13 protein-coding genes are annotated in these 15,420 nt (G+C 56.9%); 4 read left to right on the plus strand and 9 right to left on the minus strand.

Annotation, left to right across the window (positions count from 1 at the left end; translation table 11 throughout):
- Window positions 1-123: 123 nt before the first annotated feature.
- Together SH139x_RS02025 and SH139x_RS02030 are read right to left on the minus strand one after the other, a co-directional pair.
- Window positions 124-1,392 (minus strand): aminotransferase class I/II-fold pyridoxal phosphate-dependent enzyme, encoded by a 1,269-nt coding sequence (locus SH139x_RS02025; protein ID WP_488353621.1) that lies wholly within the window; start codon window positions 1,390-1,392, stop codon window positions 124-126.
- Window positions 1,393-1,588: 196 nt separating this feature from the next.
- The gene (locus SH139x_RS02030) at window positions 1,589-3,439 is read right to left on the minus strand and encodes a peptidylprolyl isomerase (RefSeq protein WP_488353622.1); all 1,851 of its coding nucleotides are present in this window, start codon (window positions 3,437-3,439) and stop codon (window positions 1,589-1,591) included.
- A 340-nt stretch (window positions 3,440-3,779) separates the two neighbouring features.
- On the opposite strand from SH139x_RS02030, the gene SH139x_RS02035 reads away from it, so the two are divergent.
- Window positions 3,780-4,049, plus strand: a complete 270-nt coding sequence (locus SH139x_RS02035) for a hypothetical protein (RefSeq protein ID WP_488353623.1) — start codon at window positions 3,780-3,782, stop codon at window positions 4,047-4,049.
- 7 nt (window positions 4,050-4,056) lie between these two features.
- Here SH139x_RS02035 and SH139x_RS02040 read toward each other — a convergent pair whose 3' ends face one another.
- The 6 genes from SH139x_RS02040 to SH139x_RS02065 form a co-directional block, all read right to left on the minus strand.
- Window positions 4,057-4,740, minus strand: coding sequence for a sensor histidine kinase (locus SH139x_RS02040; RefSeq protein ID WP_488353624.1), 684 nt, complete (start codon window positions 4,738-4,740; stop codon window positions 4,057-4,059).
- Window positions 4,741-4,745: 5 nt separating this feature from the next.
- Window positions 4,746-5,105, minus strand: coding sequence for an STAS domain-containing protein (locus SH139x_RS02045; protein WP_488353625.1), 360 nt, complete (start codon window positions 5,103-5,105; stop codon window positions 4,746-4,748).
- 437 nt (window positions 5,106-5,542) lie between these two features.
- On the minus strand, window positions 5,543-6,253 hold the full coding sequence (locus tag SH139x_RS02050) for a hypothetical protein (protein WP_488353626.1): 711 nt from the start codon (window positions 6,251-6,253) through the stop codon (window positions 5,543-5,545).
- Window positions 6,250-6,954: a hypothetical protein gene (locus SH139x_RS02055; RefSeq protein WP_488353627.1), complete on the minus strand. Its 705-nt coding sequence runs from the start codon at window positions 6,952-6,954 to the stop codon at window positions 6,250-6,252. Before SH139x_RS02055 ends, SH139x_RS02050 begins: the two co-directional genes overlap by 4 nt.
- Entirely contained in the window at window positions 6,929-7,204 is a 276-nt protein-coding gene (locus SH139x_RS02060; RefSeq protein ID WP_488353628.1) for a hypothetical protein, read from the minus strand. The genes SH139x_RS02055 and SH139x_RS02060 overlap by 26 nt, the downstream gene beginning before the upstream one ends.
- A gap of 110 nt (window positions 7,205-7,314) precedes the next feature.
- A complete protein-coding gene (locus tag SH139x_RS02065) occupies window positions 7,315-8,463 on the minus strand; it encodes a hypothetical protein (protein WP_488353629.1) in 1,149 nt (382 codons plus the stop codon).
- A 167-nt stretch (window positions 8,464-8,630) separates the two neighbouring features.
- Here SH139x_RS02065 and SH139x_RS02070 point away from each other — a divergent pair, with 167 nt between their 5' ends.
- On the plus strand, window positions 8,631-9,893 hold the full coding sequence (locus SH139x_RS02070) for a PQQ-binding-like beta-propeller repeat protein (protein ID WP_488353630.1): 1,263 nt from the start codon (window positions 8,631-8,633) through the stop codon (window positions 9,891-9,893).
- Here SH139x_RS02070 and SH139x_RS02075 read toward each other — a convergent pair.
- A complete protein-coding gene (locus SH139x_RS02075; RefSeq protein WP_488353631.1) occupies window positions 9,890-10,165 on the minus strand; it encodes a DNA-directed RNA polymerase subunit alpha C-terminal domain-containing protein in 276 nt (91 codons plus the stop codon). The two genes, SH139x_RS02070 and SH139x_RS02075, sit on opposite strands and share 4 nt — an antisense overlap.
- 304 nt (window positions 10,166-10,469) lie before the next feature.
- Between SH139x_RS02075 and SH139x_RS02080 the strand changes: the two genes are divergently transcribed.
- Together SH139x_RS02080 and SH139x_RS02085 are read left to right on the plus strand one after the other, a co-directional pair.
- The gene (locus tag SH139x_RS02080; protein ID WP_488353632.1) at window positions 10,470-13,940 is read left to right on the plus strand and encodes a DUF1592 domain-containing protein; all 3,471 of its coding nucleotides are present in this window, start codon (window positions 10,470-10,472) and stop codon (window positions 13,938-13,940) included.
- Complete coding sequence (locus SH139x_RS02085) at window positions 13,933-15,375, plus strand: DUF1552 domain-containing protein (RefSeq protein WP_488353633.1); 1,443 nt, start codon at window positions 13,933-13,935, stop codon at window positions 15,373-15,375. Before SH139x_RS02080 ends, SH139x_RS02085 begins: the two co-directional genes overlap by 8 nt.
- Window positions 15,376-15,420 lie beyond the last annotated feature (45 nt).

The following is a 15,420-nucleotide window of genomic DNA, read 5'->3' on the forward strand; positions in this document are numbered from 1 at the left end:
GAATTCAGTCAGATTTTGCAAGATATCTTCCGCGCCTGTTGGGCCTCGGCTTCGACTACATTTTTCACTTGGTAGGCTACCAAATGGTCGCCCGTTAATGCGAAAAACGGTAGGGGTGATGTGTTAAGATTCGGTGAAGAATTGGTTTTCCAAGCAGCGAGAGATTTGTCGCACTGCTTGCCGCAAACGTTGTTCGTTTTCGACCAGCGCCAGCCGTAGGAAGCCTTCGCCGGCGGCTCCGAACCCGCTTCCTGGACTGACCGCTACGTCTCCTTTTTCCAGTAGCATCAAGGCGAAATCCATCGTGCTCAGCTGGCTCCGCCAGGGTTCGGGGACACGTGTCCAGACGAACATACCTGCTCGTGGGGGATCGACTTCCCAGCCGATGCGTCGCAGGCCGTCGACCAGGACGTCGCGGCGCCCTTGGTAAATCGCTGACTGTTTCTCCACTTCCGCTTCGGTTTCCCGCAGAGCGACGATGGCGGCGATTTGGATGGCTTGGAACATGCCGTAGTCGTAATAGCCCTTGATTGTTCCCAGGCCGCGGATCATGTCGGGGTTACCGGCGCAGAAGCCGACGCGCCAGCCGGCCATGTTGTAGCCTTTGCTCATGGTGGTGAATTCTACGCCGACCTCTTTGGCCCCCGGGGCCGCCAAGAAGCTGGGTGGTTGATAATTATCGAAGGCGACATCGGCGTAGGCGAAATCGTGGATGATCAGGAAGCCATATTTGCGAGCCAGCCGCACGCACTCGACGAAAAAGTCGGGTTCGATGGTGGCTGAGGAGGGGTTGTGGGGATAGTTGACGATCAGCACTTTGGGTGCTGGGGTGAGATTTTCGCAGGTATAGGCGACATTGCGGAGAAATTTGTCGGGATCGGCCACATCGAGGGCGACCACGTTGCCGGCGGCCAGGATGACGCCGTACATGTGAATGGGGAAATAGGGTGAGGGGATCATCGCTGTGTCGCCGGGTCCCATTAGGGCCAAGCACATGTGCGAGAAACCTTCTTTGCTGCCCAAGCAGGCGATGACTTCGGTTTCGGGATCGAGCCGGACGCCATATTTGCGGAAGTACTTGCTGGTCACTTCGCGACGCAGGTTCAGCAGTCCGTTGGATTGGCTGTAGCCGTGGTTGCGGATGTCGCTGGCCGCTTCGTTGAGTTTTTCGATGACTTCTGGGGCTGGGGGATCAGATGGGTTTCCCATTCCCATGTCGATCACATCGGCTCCGCCACGCCTTTTCTGGTAGAGCAGGGCGTTGATCCGGCCGAACATGTAGGGTGGCAGGCGGTCGACGCGTTGGGCAAAGCGAACTTCGAAGGGCTGCGGGGCTGGATCCTCGGTGGGCGGGTCGATTGCCGGGCCGTCGAAGTCATAGGAGTCAGTCATTTGGCAACAACAAAAAAAGGCTATGGTGTCGAGGGGCGGAGGATCGCGGTTTGCTAAATCCTAACGCTTCGAGCCCACAGCCTGGAAGCCTTGTTTGATTTGCCTGTTTTTTCCCGATCGCAGCGGGCCCCGTTTTCCCGAGCGCGGCGGGTTGCTGCGCCCGCAAGTATCGGGCAGAGCAGGGGGGGGGCCGCTCTTAGCGTCTGGGGACTCCCGCCCCGGGGCGCTGGGCCGATTGTTGTCGCTGGGCCGGCGGCTGTGCGGCTTGACCTTCCTGGGCGGCTCCTTTGAGCACGTTGTAGATTTTCGCCGAAGCTTTCAGGCGGTCGAACTCCGCAGCCATCGCCAAACGTTGGTTTCGCTCGGAAATTTCGCTGATCAATTCGTCCCGCACTGCGTCGATGTCGCTGACGAGTGGTTCGGTGCGTCCTTGGCAGCGGAGGATGATGTATTTGTCACCAGCTGCGACGATGCCACTGATGTCACCTTTGTTCAGCGAGAAAGCTTCTTTTTCGATAGTCGGCTGTCCACCGAATTGGCGAATGGGCGGGACTTTGCCAAAGTTGCTTTGGGAGGTGGGTTCGATCGAGAATTGCGCGGCGAGTTCGCCAAAGTATTCGTCGGTGGGGTTGGTGCGAGCCAAGTCCCAGACCTTTTGTGCGGTCCGTTGGTCGCCGAGCACGATTGCCAAGACTTCGACGCGAGGTCCAAAGTTCTTTTGATAACCCTCTTGGATGTCTTCTTCGGTGACGGGTGTTTCGCCAACCAATTTCTTCAATGCCACCGACGGCCAGACGGCGTCCTGTTTGTAGAGTTCGATCGCTTTCTGGTCGGCTCCTTGTAAGGCCTCTGCCAACCAGCCAGCCACATCGGGTTTGCCCTGTGGATCGACATAGCCGAATGACATGGCCGCACGGGCGATCTCCGCATTCAAGTCGGCGTCGGTGACTTGTTGGTTGGATTTCTTTAGAGCTTGTTCCAGCAGGCTGCGGTTAATTTCGCCGTCGAGAATTTCCACGCCGTGACGCTTGAGGGCTTGGGTGGTGACCTGTGCGATGGTCAGCTTTTGTTGGTTGATGATTGCCGCGATACCAGGATTTTGCTGCATCAATTCGGCGTTGCCGTAGACTTTGACGACTTGGGCTTGCGAGCGCAGCTCGTTGAACAGCACCGAGGCTTCGCTGCGGACTTTTTCATCGCGGAGGCGATCGACGATTTGGTCACGAATGGCTGGGAAAGCTTCTTCCGCGGGGGGCGTCGCGGCGAGTTTTTTGACGCACTGCAGCACGATCCACTGATCGCCCAAGGCATAAGGTTCGGAGATTTCATTCTCTTGCAAGCTGAAAGCCATTGTTTCCAAGGCAGGGTCGCCCATGTGATGGCGGATCGGCGGAATCAAACCTCGCACGCTGGCGCTGGCTTCGTCTTCGCTGTGCTGGGCGGCCAGTTGTCCGAAGGTTTCTGGATTGGCTCGCGCTTGTGCCAACACTTGTTCCAGCTGTGGGCGGTCGGCCATCATGATCATGCGGCACTTTACCGATTCGCCATATTCAGCGATGAATGCTTCGTTGAATTCTTCTTGCGTGATTTTCACGCGGTCGGCAACGAGCGCTCGCAAGGCCAACATGGGCCAGATCACATCACTGCGGTATTGGTCGGTGGTGATGTCGCGTTCGGTTTCCAGCAGTTCCAGATAGCTTTCCGTGGTCAATCCGAATTTCTTGGCGATGCGACCGATCTCGTTGTTGACGTCAGCCGCCGTGATCTCGATCTTGGCTGCTTGGCAAGCTTGCAGCACCAAGTAGCGATCGACCAGGCTGTCGACGATTTCTTCGCCGTAGCGGACCATTGCTTCGTGGCCGACGTGACGAGCTGTGATCGTTTGGTCGTTGACGACCGCCAGCACTTCGTCTTTACCGCTCGATTTTTGAGCAGATGATTGTTGAGCAGATGCGGGCAGTGTGATTGCCAGCGTGGTCCCCGCGAGCAGGGCGACAGTGCCGATGCACCGCCAAGTTGATTTCGAAAGCAGTTGCGTCAAGCTCATTTCGGTCCTCCCTGAACCGCGGCAAGATCTATCGGTTGCATGGTCGATCGTCCGTCCGTAATGTCGATCACGCAAGTAACATTCAAATCAGAACAAGCAAAATAGTTGTTCGCGGAGCAAAATAGTCGCTCGTTGGGGGAGTCTAGAAATCTCGCCAGTTTGGCTCAAGATCAATCCAGAAAAATCCGACGAGCCCAGGCTTTAGGTTCTTGACCTGCGAAAATCATCTGGACTTGGCCGGGCGATTCCGTCTAGCATCGCCAACCTGTAGCTCGCCGATCACGATTTGATGGTTGAGCAAAGATTCTTGGGGACGACCAAAAGCAAGCGGGGAAAGCACATGGACGTAAACTTCTTCTCATGGCTGAGAAATGGTGTCAAGCAGTCGGTTTTGCTAGGTGTCAGTGACGCGATTGAAGACTTGGGGGTGCCGGAGAATTCCGATGATTTGCATCCCGGCGTGGCCGCTTTGTTGAGTGGCGATTCGGCGAGTGGCAAACGGACTGCGGCTCGCGGTGGCAGCAAGGCCAGCACGCGTAAACGCCTGGGCAAGTCGCTGAAAGATATTGAGACCACGCCTCAGCCGGCGACGGCTGCGAGCGGTTCTTGATGAACGCTCAGCGGGTCAGCTGGAGCGGAAGTTCGATGCTCCAGCGGGTCCCTTGGTTCGGCTGCGTTGTCAAGTGAGCTTGGCCACCAGCCGCTTGAGCTCGTCGCACGATCCCGCTCAATCCGAATGAGCATCCGTCGCCAGGTTGTGCTTGATCAGCGGGCATCTGAAAGCCACGGCCGTCGTCGCTGATTTCCAGCTGCAGCCGATCGGCTGCGCGGCGTACCTGGCAGCGAATTTGGCTCGCTCCGGCGTGTCGCAGCGCGTTCCAAACGGCTTCGCGGATCAGGCGATAAACGGTGGCCGCAGTGAGATGTTCGAGTGGCTCGGTATCGGTGGCAAAAGTGAGATCGAACGCAGGCTGATTGGGGCCTAATGATTGCCGAGTCTGTTCGAGATCCTGCCGCAGTGGTTGCTGCCAGTATCCCTCGACCAGTTCCGGTCCTTGCAGCCCTTGCATCATTCGCCGCGCTTCGGCCAAGCCGCGGCTGAGCGTTTCCAGGAGAGCGTCAAACTTGCTCGGCTCGATGTCTTGCCCTTCAACCACTTGGCGACGCATCGCCTCGGCTTGCATTTTGGCACCGACCATCCACTGCACGGGACCGTCGTGCAGTTCGCCCGCATACTGCTGGGCCAGTGCGTCTAGAAGCTGCAGTTGCTCCGCCCGGGGATCGGGGGTTGGGTCAGGCAAAACAATTAGCGTCCTTTAGAGTCGAGGCTGACAACCGCCTGTTCCTCACTGTCACAAATCTTGAACAGTCGATTCAAGTTTGTAATTTTGAAGACGTCCAAGACGGAAGGTACCAGGCCGCAGAGCCGCAATGGAACACCTTTCGCTTTGCAGTTGCGATCAAGCACAACGAGTTTGGTGATCATCGCGCTGGACATAAATGTCACGCCGCGAAAATTTAACACCAATTGTTTCGTGTCTTCGCTCTCCAACGTATCACGCAGTTCTTGGCCAGCCAGTTCAATTCTTTGGCTATCCAAAATCTTCGTATCATTGAAGTAAACGAAGGCAATTTCGTTACGGTGTTCTACGTTTGTCGCCGGCATGGCCCAACGTCTTCTCGGCAAATGATAAGAAATAACAACTTTGCTAAGCCAAAGCCTACTGGTCGCCGACACTGCCTGCAATCGACTGCTCGTTAAAAAACAAAAGCGTGTAGGTCGTGAACCGGTGAGTTCCAATCTTGAGATCCCGAACGGGGGCGAGTCCAGCGAAAATCGAGTCGCTCGTCAAAGTGGGAAATCAAGCGGGGCTGCACCTCCAGGCCAGGGCCTCTACCCGGCAGCCTGTCCGGCGGCGGCTGTCCCCAACGGCGAAATTCCGCATCGGTACCTGTCCCCGGCCGCGGGATTCCACATCGGTTTCCACATCGGTACCTGTCCCCGGCTGCGGGATTCCACATGGGTTACATCGGTACCTGTCCCCGGCGACGGAATTCCACATCGGTTTGGGACATGGCCGTGGCCTGCAAGTCCGCGGCTGCCTAGATGTCAAACGCGTTCAAATCGTCCACCAGCGCGTCGAGCGGGTCGATCGCCGCTGCGTCATCCTCTTCGACTATCGCGGCGGGTTGATGCTTCGACGGTTGATCTCTGGGAGGTTGTTTTTCTCCAGAAGTGGTGGCAGTGGCTTTTTCTGCTCGTATTGCCGATGGGGACTCGGCTGTCGACAGTGGCTTTGCCTGTTGCTCGTCGGATCGGCGGTTAGCGCGTGAGCTTGCTGCGAGTGAGCCCAGCGAGATTGTGGGGGTTTGCCGCGTGAGCAATATTTTCTCGAGTCCAGCGCGCACGCTGGCGATTGAATGCTCACGCAAATTGAAACAATAAATTCGCCGCCGTGTCGGCTGCTCCGACACCCCTGCATCGGCTGCGTTGCCCACAACGGCAGCTGCTTGATTGGCGGCCGGCTCGGGATCGAGTTGATGGGGTGCTCGGTAGCCAGGCACCGAAGCTGCCGTCAACTGCGCCAGCGAGACGGCGGGCTCATCCCATGTCAGCAAGGCAAAGTCCCCCGTTAGACCATCGATCACCAACCGGTCGGTCGCTGCATGGCCCAATTGCTCAAGCGGCCCGATCAGGCTTAGGTCCATGCCGGCGGCGCCGATCAAATCCGCGACTAATTCCCCCTCGATATCGCGGCCGTTGGCGATCTGGTTGCCAGCTTGCGACAAAACAATACTCAGTCGAGCGCTCACGGAGATTCCTGTTGCTTGATGCTGTGTTCAAAGTCGTCATAAAGCCTACCCCAAAGCTCACGAAAATTCCCCCCTGAAGCTTGCCAGTGGGAAGCAAAATTTGCTAGCAGCTGAGGGGCGATCGTGGGATACTCGGCCAGCAGTTCAGCGGCCAACTGGCGGGCAATTCGTTCGTTGGGCCTGGTTTCGATGAGCACCTGAAAGCCGCTCGGGGAAACGTGGCTGGTGACCAACAGCCTGACCTCCCGCCGCCAGCAAATTACGCCGCTGAGCAGTCGCAACCACAAACTGGCTTGCTCCCAGCCGTCGATGACCAGCAAATCGCCAGGCCGCAGAACTCGTAATTTTGCCCGTAATTCTCGTTGCGGCTGGCCGACTTGCAGTGTCACCCAGTGAACAACGCCACGGATCGCCGCTGCTTCTTCGTCCCGTTCCAGAAGCCTCAACAGTTCCACCAACAGGGTCGTTTTGCCCGTCCCATGGGGACCGGCGATCGCCGCTCGTGGATGCTCGGCCAATTGGCGTGCCAGCTCGTTCACGCTCCCAATCGCTGTTTTCGCGGTTCTATCGCCCACTTCCGCGGCAGCCCAGTGAAAGCTGATGGCGCCAGCTCGCGTTGTCGCGGAACTAAAGGGGTTGGCGGGGCGCGTCCGCGGAATCATTGCCCTCACCGGCTCATCGGCTGGTTGTGTCGCCGCCATGACGGAGCGTGCTCATGCGGAGCGGCTGCTCGGCGACAATCTCCTTGCCAACGGCGAGGAATAATCGCAAGCGAATGCACCAGCGAATCCTCAGCAAATGACCTTCGTAGCTGAGCGGGCTGGCGGGCAGATCGGTGGCAAACGTCTGCGGCAACGCCAGGTTCAACTGAGAAAGGCGAGCGGCACTCCAGCGATGAAAAAAATGAATCGCAAAATCTTCGTCCCCTTTGCCTTCAGTGTACCACAGCACCGAAATCTCCAGCCCCTGCAGCTGATCAGCTGTTAACTGCTGCAATTGCCACGTGCAGGCGAGCTGTTCACCCGGTTGATAACAGCCATCGCTCCGACAGCATCGTAAACTTATCGATGGTCGTGATTCGAGCGGTCGCGCAACGGGTGCACGACGACGGGGAAACTTCGGCAGAACGATGGCCAAGGTCGAGATTCTCCAGCGACGATAATTTTCCAATGAACCGCATTGTGCGGACTTTGAAAGGAATGCATAGCGTCCAGGGGCACTAGCATATCAAATTCTCGCTCCCAAGCACCCTTGGAGTCGATAGAAACGTTTTTTTCGTTACAAATCGTTAATTCGCTGGCTAGATGTTTATCGGTGCGAACATCGGTGCCTTGCCGGAAAATCGATTCTTCCTCACAAACCATCATGACACGCAAACGCCGCAATCGCAAATTTCCATACTGCACCACATACAGCCGATAGCGGTTGCCCGGATAGAGAGGATTGTCGCTGATCTCCACGATCGTCGCGCCTACCCCGGCGGCTTCCCGCAAATGCCGGAAGAAATAACGCACACTCCAGACGCTGATCGCTCCCAGCGGCACCAGCAGGAAAGTCAACACGGGGCGGGGCGTTTGCCACCAAAAACCAGCGGCTGAAACGGCGACCAAGACAACCCAAGTCCCACTCCAAAGTAGAGCCAGCAGCGCGGCCGCCGCCACGCGAATCACTGGCGAGCCCGTGGCCGGTAAACGATACGTCAGATGTATTCCCGGACTGTCATTGAGAGCCGTTCCTGAGGGCACGTTGGGCAACGCGGCCGCCGGGCGGTCGCGACGCCCGGCAAACTCCAACCCGCTGGTACGCTTAGCGAACGCCGCCCGCCGTTCACTGCTCGCTCCAACGCTCAGAATCCGATAGGCCAGACCACCTCCCCCCGTGATCAGCAACACGCCACCGGTGACCAATAAACTCCAAAATCCAAAACCGGCCGGCACCGTGGTTGCTTGGCCAAAGCGACTGGTGATGCCCAGGGTCAAGGCAAATAGCCCCAACAGAATCAAAACCCCAAAAAATAACACCTCGCCAATGATGCCTGAAAACACGCGGTTGGCTAAACGGCTACCGCGTTTCTTACTCCAGGGGCGTGGCAGGCGGGGCATTGGGACCGGATGGCAATGGGATTGACGAAAGAAATCGGCGAGCTTGAAATCGGCGAGCTTGGTGTGATCGCTTACCTTGTCATACAATGAGGCTAGTCGCGCGTCCATTGCTTGTCGCCTAAACTATCTTCGACAAAGCACCTCTGCCGTCATCGTTTCTTATTTTTGTTCGTTCTCTCTCCAGGTTCGTCGTGGCATCCACATTCGCAAAAGATCTGCGGTCGCTCGTGAAGCAGGTCCTCTTCCGCCCCATCTGTCTGCCCCACTGCCTTTGGATGTTCAGCTGCCTCTGGATGTTTAGCTGCTGGTGTTCGGTTGCCTTGCTGCATGGTCACGCTTTCGCTGGCGATTGGCCGCAGATTCTTGGCCCCAATCGTGATGGTCAGGCGGTCGGCGAGCAGGTAGCAGCTTGGACGGACGATCCCCCTGTCCGCTGGCGGTTTCCTTGCGGTGCTGGCTACGCAGGTGTGGCCGTGCAGGATGAGCAAGTCTATCTGTGGCACCGCCAAGGGGCCCAAGAAGTGCTCACTTGTCTGCAGGCCGTGACGGGCAAGAAACTGTGGGAACAGGCTTTCCCCGCGATTTACAGCGGTGGAGTCGATCCCGACGCGGGCCCCCGCTGTGTGCCAGTGGTCACGGGCGAGCAAGTGCTGGTTTACGGAGCTGGCGGTGATCTGCACGCACTCGCCACCGATTCCGGCAAGCTACGTTGGAGCCGCCAATTGCGGAGCGAATTGGATGCGGCCGACGGCTACTTTGGTGCCGGCAGCACGCCACTGGTTGTCGACGATTTAGTCATCGTGGCTGTTGGCGGTCGCAGCCAAGCGGGCCTCGTGGGACTGAATTTGGCGGATGGCAAAACCCGCTGGCAAGCACTCGATAGCGAAGCGGCTTACGCGTCCCCCGTCACCATCATGTTGCAGGGAGTCCAACACGTGGTGGCTCCCATGCGTCTGGAAACCGTGGTGATCAAGCCGCTGAGCGGACAAGTTGTGCGGCGGATCGATTTCGGCAAACGAGGCCCATCCGTCGTGGCAGCCACACCGTTGGTCGATGGCAGCCAGATTTTTCTGACCGCCTCCTATGGAATCGGTTGCCGCAAGCTCGATCTGAATAAGTCAACGCCTGCTAACTTGTGGGCGGACGCTTCGGCGGTGAGCAGCCAGTATGCAACACCGCTGCGAGTTGGCGAACTGTTGCTGGCGATCAGCGGCCGAGAGGATTTCAGCGACGCAGGTCTCGTCTGCGTCCGCTGGAATGATGGTCAACCCCTGTGGCAAAAAGCCGATTATGGCACAGCCCATTTGATTGGCGTCGGCAACCGCGCGCTCGCCCAACAGGTTGATGGCAAACTGGAATTGATCGAAGTTGTCGCGGACGCCTATCGCCCAATCGCAAGTTTTGATCTGCCCGCGGGCAGCTATCGAGCGCTGCCCGCCTTCGCGGGTGGCACACTCTTTTGCCGTCGCACGCAAACGACCAACAGTGGCGAACTGTTGGCGATTGAATTGCCTGCCAATGAATTGCCCGCTAATTAAGCCGTCACGAGAGCCTGCTTGCCAGGTCGGTAGAATCCCAGCTCTTCCAGCGAGGCGTAGACTTCTTCGAGCGTCTTCTCGCCGAAGTTGGAAATGCCTAGCAATTTTTTCGGGGTTGCGTTGAGCAAGTCGCGGACCGTAAAGATACCGGTCTCTTCCAAACAATTGGTGGTTCGCACCGAAAGGCCCATCTCGGCAATCGAGAGGTCCAGTCGACGTCGCTGCAATTGGGCACGCTCTTCAGATTTGCTCAATGGTATACGTGTTGACATGTGAAAGTCCTCCAATGACTTGTCTGTGGTATTGAATCGGCAAATTGCAAGGTTCGCACATCCTAGTCGATCCGGACTTTAACCGAAAAGGCCGATTAGGCAAAAAAAATTGGCTGCCGGCAGTCCTCGCTCACAAATTCTTGAGCCGCTCGCAAAGGCCCAGCCCCCCGCTCCGCTACATCGCTGCCGCGACAAGAGCGTTGGGAAAAATGACGACCTGTCGGGGAATTGCTGGGCGGAACTGTTAGAATGCAAGCAGCCTGCCAGCCCAGCCCGCTTGACTTCTCCCACCTCGGACGCAGCCATGATGCAATTTCGCCCGTCCGCCATGCATCGCTCATTCATAAACTTGGTGCTGATTTCGTCAGCAACCATCGGTCTGCTGGCCGTCACCACAAAACCAGCGAACGCCCAACAAGTTGCTGCTGAGCAAAAGCGTGTTCCTCCAGAGCAAGCGGAACCGGGCAGCGATGCGTTTTTTGAAACCTCGATCGCCCCGTTGCTCGCCCGCCACTGTTTGGAGTGTCACGACACGACTCAGACTGACGGCGGTCTTGACCTGTCAAGCAAATCGACCGCCATGGCGGGTGGTGAAAGTGGTCCGGTGATCGTGGCGGGGAACAGCAGTGACAGTCCACTGTGGGATTATGTGCGATCCGATGAGATGCCACAGAATCGCACACCACTTTCTCCGCAAGAAAAAACTGCCCTGCGGCGCTGGATTGATGCCGGCGCGAATTGGTCAGTGGCTCGCATCGACCCGGAGGTTTTCCTCCTGCAAGATCGCGGCGGCAACGCCTGGCTGCAGCGTCTGACTGTCGAAGAGTATATCAAGACGGTGCGGATGGCGGTGGGTGTCGATATTACTGCCGAAGCGCGACGTTTGTTGCCTGCCGATCAGCGTGCCGATGGGTTCAGCAACACGTCTTATAACATGGCGGTCGATTTGCAACATATCCAGGCTTATTCCCGGTTGGCGAAAACGATTGTCACGCAGCTCGATACTGCCGCTTTCGCAGCACGTTTTTCGGACTGCCGGTCGCTCGACCAAGCTTGCATGCGCGATTTGATTGAACGGATGGGTAAGTGGTTGTATCGTGGCCCAATGCGGGACGCCGAAGTGGCGGCCTTGTTGTCGCTGACCACAACCGTCGCCGAAGCGGGCGGTGACTATGATGAGGCGGTTCGCTTTTTGCTGCAAGCTATGTTGCAATCACCACGGTTCATCTACCGCATCGAACAGCAACACCGTGCGGAGACTCCGCAGCCCGTCGATCCCTATGAATTGGCTTCGCGTTTAAGTTATATGTTGTGGGGTGGCCCGCCTGATCAATCGCTGATGGAGGCGGCCGCGGCGGGCGAGTTGGCTGACCGCGAACAACTGCGGTTGCAGGTCGAGCGGATGTTGGCCCAGCCGGCTGCTATTGAGCGATCGCTTAGCTTTATGCGGCAATGGATTAATCTTGGTCGCATCGCTTCACTCCAGCCGCAAGCCGATCGATTTCCGCAGTGGAACGCACAGCTGGCTGAGGATATGCAAACCGAGACATTGGCTTTTTTCTCTGAACTTGTTTGGGATCAAGAGCGTCCGTTAGTCGAACTGCTCAACGCGCCGTTCACTTATGCCACTCCCCAGCTCGCCTATCATTACGGTTTGCTGGAAACATCTTCCACGGCGGAACCAAATGCTGCCCAGCAACCAAATGCTGGAGGGCCAAATGCTGAGCAGGCAGTCCCCGCAGGCCGCGTAAGCGAGGGTCTGCAAGCCTTATACACGTTTGCTGAAGGTCGCGGGAACATGGTGCGAGATCTGTCGGCAAGTGGCGAGGCTTATGATTTGAGAATCGCCGATCCGGGTGCGGTTACTTGGCGAGCTGATGGTCTGACTTTGCATGCGTCGACCATTATTGCTGGAGAACAGCCTCCGCGACGCCTATTCGAGGCGATTCAGCAATCGGGCGAATTGAGCTTGGAGACTTGGCTGACTCCGGCCAATCTCAGCCAAGCGGGTCCGGCCCGAGTGATGACAATTTCTAATGGCACCAGCGCTCGGAATGTTACCCTTGGTCAAGATGCTGATCGGTATAACGTTCGTTTGCGAACAACGCAGACCAGCGGCAATGGTGAGCCGTCACTGAGCAGCACCGCCGGTATCGTAGCAACCCGCGCGAGCCACGTGGTCTACACCCGCGATGCCGATGGCAACTCGCTGCTTTATGTTGACGGCCAGCAAGTGGGGCAGGCTCGGATTGAGGGCAAACTGTCTGCTTGGCAAGATAGCTTTCGTTTGGCGCTCTGTAATGAATTGTCACTCAACCGTCCCTGGTTGGGGTCGTTGCATCTGGCCGCGATTTACAATCGGGCACTATCAAAATCGCAAGTCGCTCAAAATTTTGCGGCCGGCGCGGGCATCGCCGATGATCCGCTCGCGTCATTGGTCGTGCAGGCCAGTTGGCAGCGGGTGATGCAACAATCGCAATCCGATCTGTCGGGGGTGGCGAAGCAGTCTGGGTTGCAAGCCTTGTATCGATTTGATGAACGAGCAGGCGATATCGTGCGTGATCAAGCTGGCGTTGGTGAACCACTCGATTTGAAAATTGAAAATCCGCAGGCTGTAATCTGGGGCAGCAGCGGACTGGCGGTGCAGGATGCGACGTTGATTACTACCGTTGCCCCACCCCGGCGTTTAATGCGCGCGATCAAAAAATCTTCGGAAGTAACCATTGAGACTTGGCTCACACCGGCTGATTCGCGTCAAACAGGACCCGCTCGAATCGTCACGATCTCAGCTGGCCCTTCCCAACGCAATCTTACCTTGGGACAAGATGGTGGCCGCTTTGATGTGCGTTTGCGATCGGCAAAGACTGACAACAACGGTTTGCCCAGCCTGCCCGGTTTCAACGATTCGTTGACAACCCAATTGACTCACGTTGTTTATACGAAGGATGCTGCCGGGCAAGTTCGCCTGTTCGTCGATGGACAATTGCAGGCCGAGTCGCAGGTTGGTGTGGAGTTGGATGGCTGGGATGAGCAATACGATTTAAGTTTGGCGAATGAAACCAGCAAAGATCGACCTTGGCGAGGAACTTATCATTTGCTGGCAATCTATAATCGAGCGCTCACGCCCGCTGAGGTCAACACGCGAGGGGCCAGCATGACTCGTTACGATCTAACCAATAATCCGACCCGCGGCGGTTTGCTCTCGCAGGGGAGTGTGTTGACGATTGGCGGTGATGAGGCTTCGATGGTTACTCGTGGACTCTTCGTGCTACACGATCTATTGTCAAGTCGCGTTGGCAGTCCGCCACCTTGCGTTGATACCACGCCAATACCAACTGAGCCAGGTATGTCGATGCGCGGGTTGGCTGAAGTCCGTTTAGCAAATCCCTCCTGTGCCGGCTGTCACGTGCGATTTGAACCGTTAGCTTTTGCTTTGGAAAAGTATGATGGTATCGGGCGTTATCGTGAAATTGACGAACATGGTAACCCGCTGCGTGAGGACGGTGAGATTCGCATCCCGGGTGTCCCAACAACATTCAAGTATGAGACGGCAACTGAATTTTTTGATCTTTTGGCGGCTAGTGATCGAGTTAGTTTGGCAATCACGCGAAAGCTACTGCAATACGCGTTGGGGCGCCCTTTAACACCCGCCGATTTGCCTCAAGTCCAATCTATTCACACCGCCGCGCAACAAGCCGGTGGGACCTACCAAGCCGTGATGACAGAATTGATGCTGAGTGATCTCGTGCAAAACAGGAGTCGAAGCGATGAATGAGCAAAAACGTTTGGGGCGGCGTACTATGCTGCGAGGTCTGGGGACGGTCGCGATCGGTTTGCCACTGTTGGAGGAAATGCTGGCGACGCCGGCGGTGGCACGGCCCGCGGCGGTCGTGCCGGTGCGAGCTTTTAACGTCTTTTTTGGTTTGGGGATTCCCGCGCCGTTGCAAGCCGAAGGTTATGACGGTGTGCTGGAGCCGCTCAAGCCGTTGAAAGATAAGCTACTGGTGATGCGGAATGTTGACCACGTGCGGGCCGACGAAGCGGGTATCAATGCCCACTACGATGGCTCGGCTGCCGCCTTTACCGCAGCCCCACCGAACGGGACGGCGCGAGCTGGCGGGGCATCGCTCGACCAGCTGGTTCGCCAATTTCACTATCCCGAAGGCTTACCGGCTGGGATGGTTCCCACACTGGTTGCTGGGACTTATTTTCGCCGCAATGATCGGCCCGTGCGTTATGTCCATAGTTTCAATCCTGATGGAACAGCGGCGGGGAAGATGCAAGAAAGTCCCCAAGCATTGTTTCAGCGGATCTTTGGCGGGACGCCGGAAACGGAGCAAGCGGCCGACCCCCGTATGCAAAAATTAAATCGCAGCGTCCTCGATTCAGTCGTCCAGCAAACCCAATTCTACAGCGGCCAACGATCTCCCTTGGGAGCAACCTCCAAAGCTCGCTTAGCAGATCACTTAGATCGCATTCGAGAATACGAGCAGCGCGCTTTTGAGATACAGAAGGTGATTTCGGAGCGTTGCCGCAGCACGCCAGAGCCGGGGAAGTCCAACTTATTGCATGGTGAGCAGGCCGATCCCGGAGGTGAAGGCATTGACATCACCTTGGAAGAATTGACCTCCGAGTGGCGGTTGCTGGCGGAGCTCTACGCATTGGCTATCCAGTGCGATCGGGCTCGGTTTGGTTCGTTGACCTTCTTGGCTGCCGGGGAACGGATTCGCCTCAAGGGCCGGTACGAGTATGAGGGCCAAACTCGATTTGAATTCGATGATGCGGCGCAACGTAACTCCACCGGTGCGAACGCTTGCAGTCACGAGTGGTGGCACGCATTCAACGAGAATAAGAAAAATGAACAGTTGCGAGCACACGCTCACATGAAAATGCGCGAAGTGGCTTACTTTCTGCAACGTCTCGACGGCCAAGAGTCGATCGAGGCTAATGGCAAAACCATTTTAGAAAATTCGCTGATCACGATCTCAACCGAGTCGGGGGATGGTCGTCACAATGATGTTAAACGAGAGCTTTCCGGCGTGTTTCACGCAGTGACCAGTGGTAACGGATGCTTGAAAACCGGAGTAATTTTAGATGTCAACGCTGAGGGGCTGGATGTTTATAACACGATGCTACAATCGTTGAACGTGGCCGCTCAACTCGGACCTGACACGCGTCCCGTCCGCTCGGTCGATGCGATCCGCGCGTGATGATTCACTCGCCCCCTTATTTGCGTACGTCTTGCAGGCATTGAT

Source organism: Kothea flammea (assembly GCF_052161645.1).
Taxonomy (GTDB): Bacteria; Planctomycetota; Planctomycetia; order Pirellulales; family Pirellulaceae; genus Laterigemmans.

Bases quoted from the DNA above. Each gene is read 5' to 3' on its own strand.
- SH139x_RS02065 (WP_488353629.1), bottom strand. From the start codon at position 8,463: ATGGACGCGCGACTAGCCTCATTGTATGACAAGGTAAGCGATCACACC.
- SH139x_RS02070 (WP_488353630.1), top strand. From the start codon at position 8,631: ATGTTCAGCTGCCTCTGGATGTTTAGCTGCTGGTGTTCGGTTGCCTTG.
- SH139x_RS02085 (WP_488353633.1), top strand. From the start codon at position 13,933: ATGAATGAGCAAAAACGTTTGGGGCGGCGTACTATGCTGCGAGGTCTG.
- SH139x_RS02075 (WP_488353631.1), bottom strand. From the start codon at position 10,165: ATGTCAACACGTATACCATTGAGCAAATCTGAAGAGCGTGCCCAATTG.
- SH139x_RS02035 (WP_488353623.1), top strand. From the start codon at position 3,780: ATGGACGTAAACTTCTTCTCATGGCTGAGAAATGGTGTCAAGCAGTCG.
- SH139x_RS02055 (WP_488353627.1), bottom strand. From the start codon at position 6,954: ATGGCGGCGACACAACCAGCCGATGAGCCGGTGAGGGCAATGATTCCG.
- SH139x_RS02045 (WP_488353625.1), bottom strand. From the start codon at position 5,105: ATGCCGGCGACAAACGTAGAACACCGTAACGAAATTGCCTTCGTTTAC.
- SH139x_RS02025 (WP_488353621.1), bottom strand. From the start codon at position 1,392: ATGACTGACTCCTATGACTTCGACGGCCCGGCAATCGACCCGCCCACC.
- SH139x_RS02030 (WP_488353622.1), bottom strand. From the start codon at position 3,439: ATGAGCTTGACGCAACTGCTTTCGAAATCAACTTGGCGGTGCATCGGC.
- SH139x_RS02080 (WP_488353632.1), top strand. From the start codon at position 10,470: ATGATGCAATTTCGCCCGTCCGCCATGCATCGCTCATTCATAAACTTG.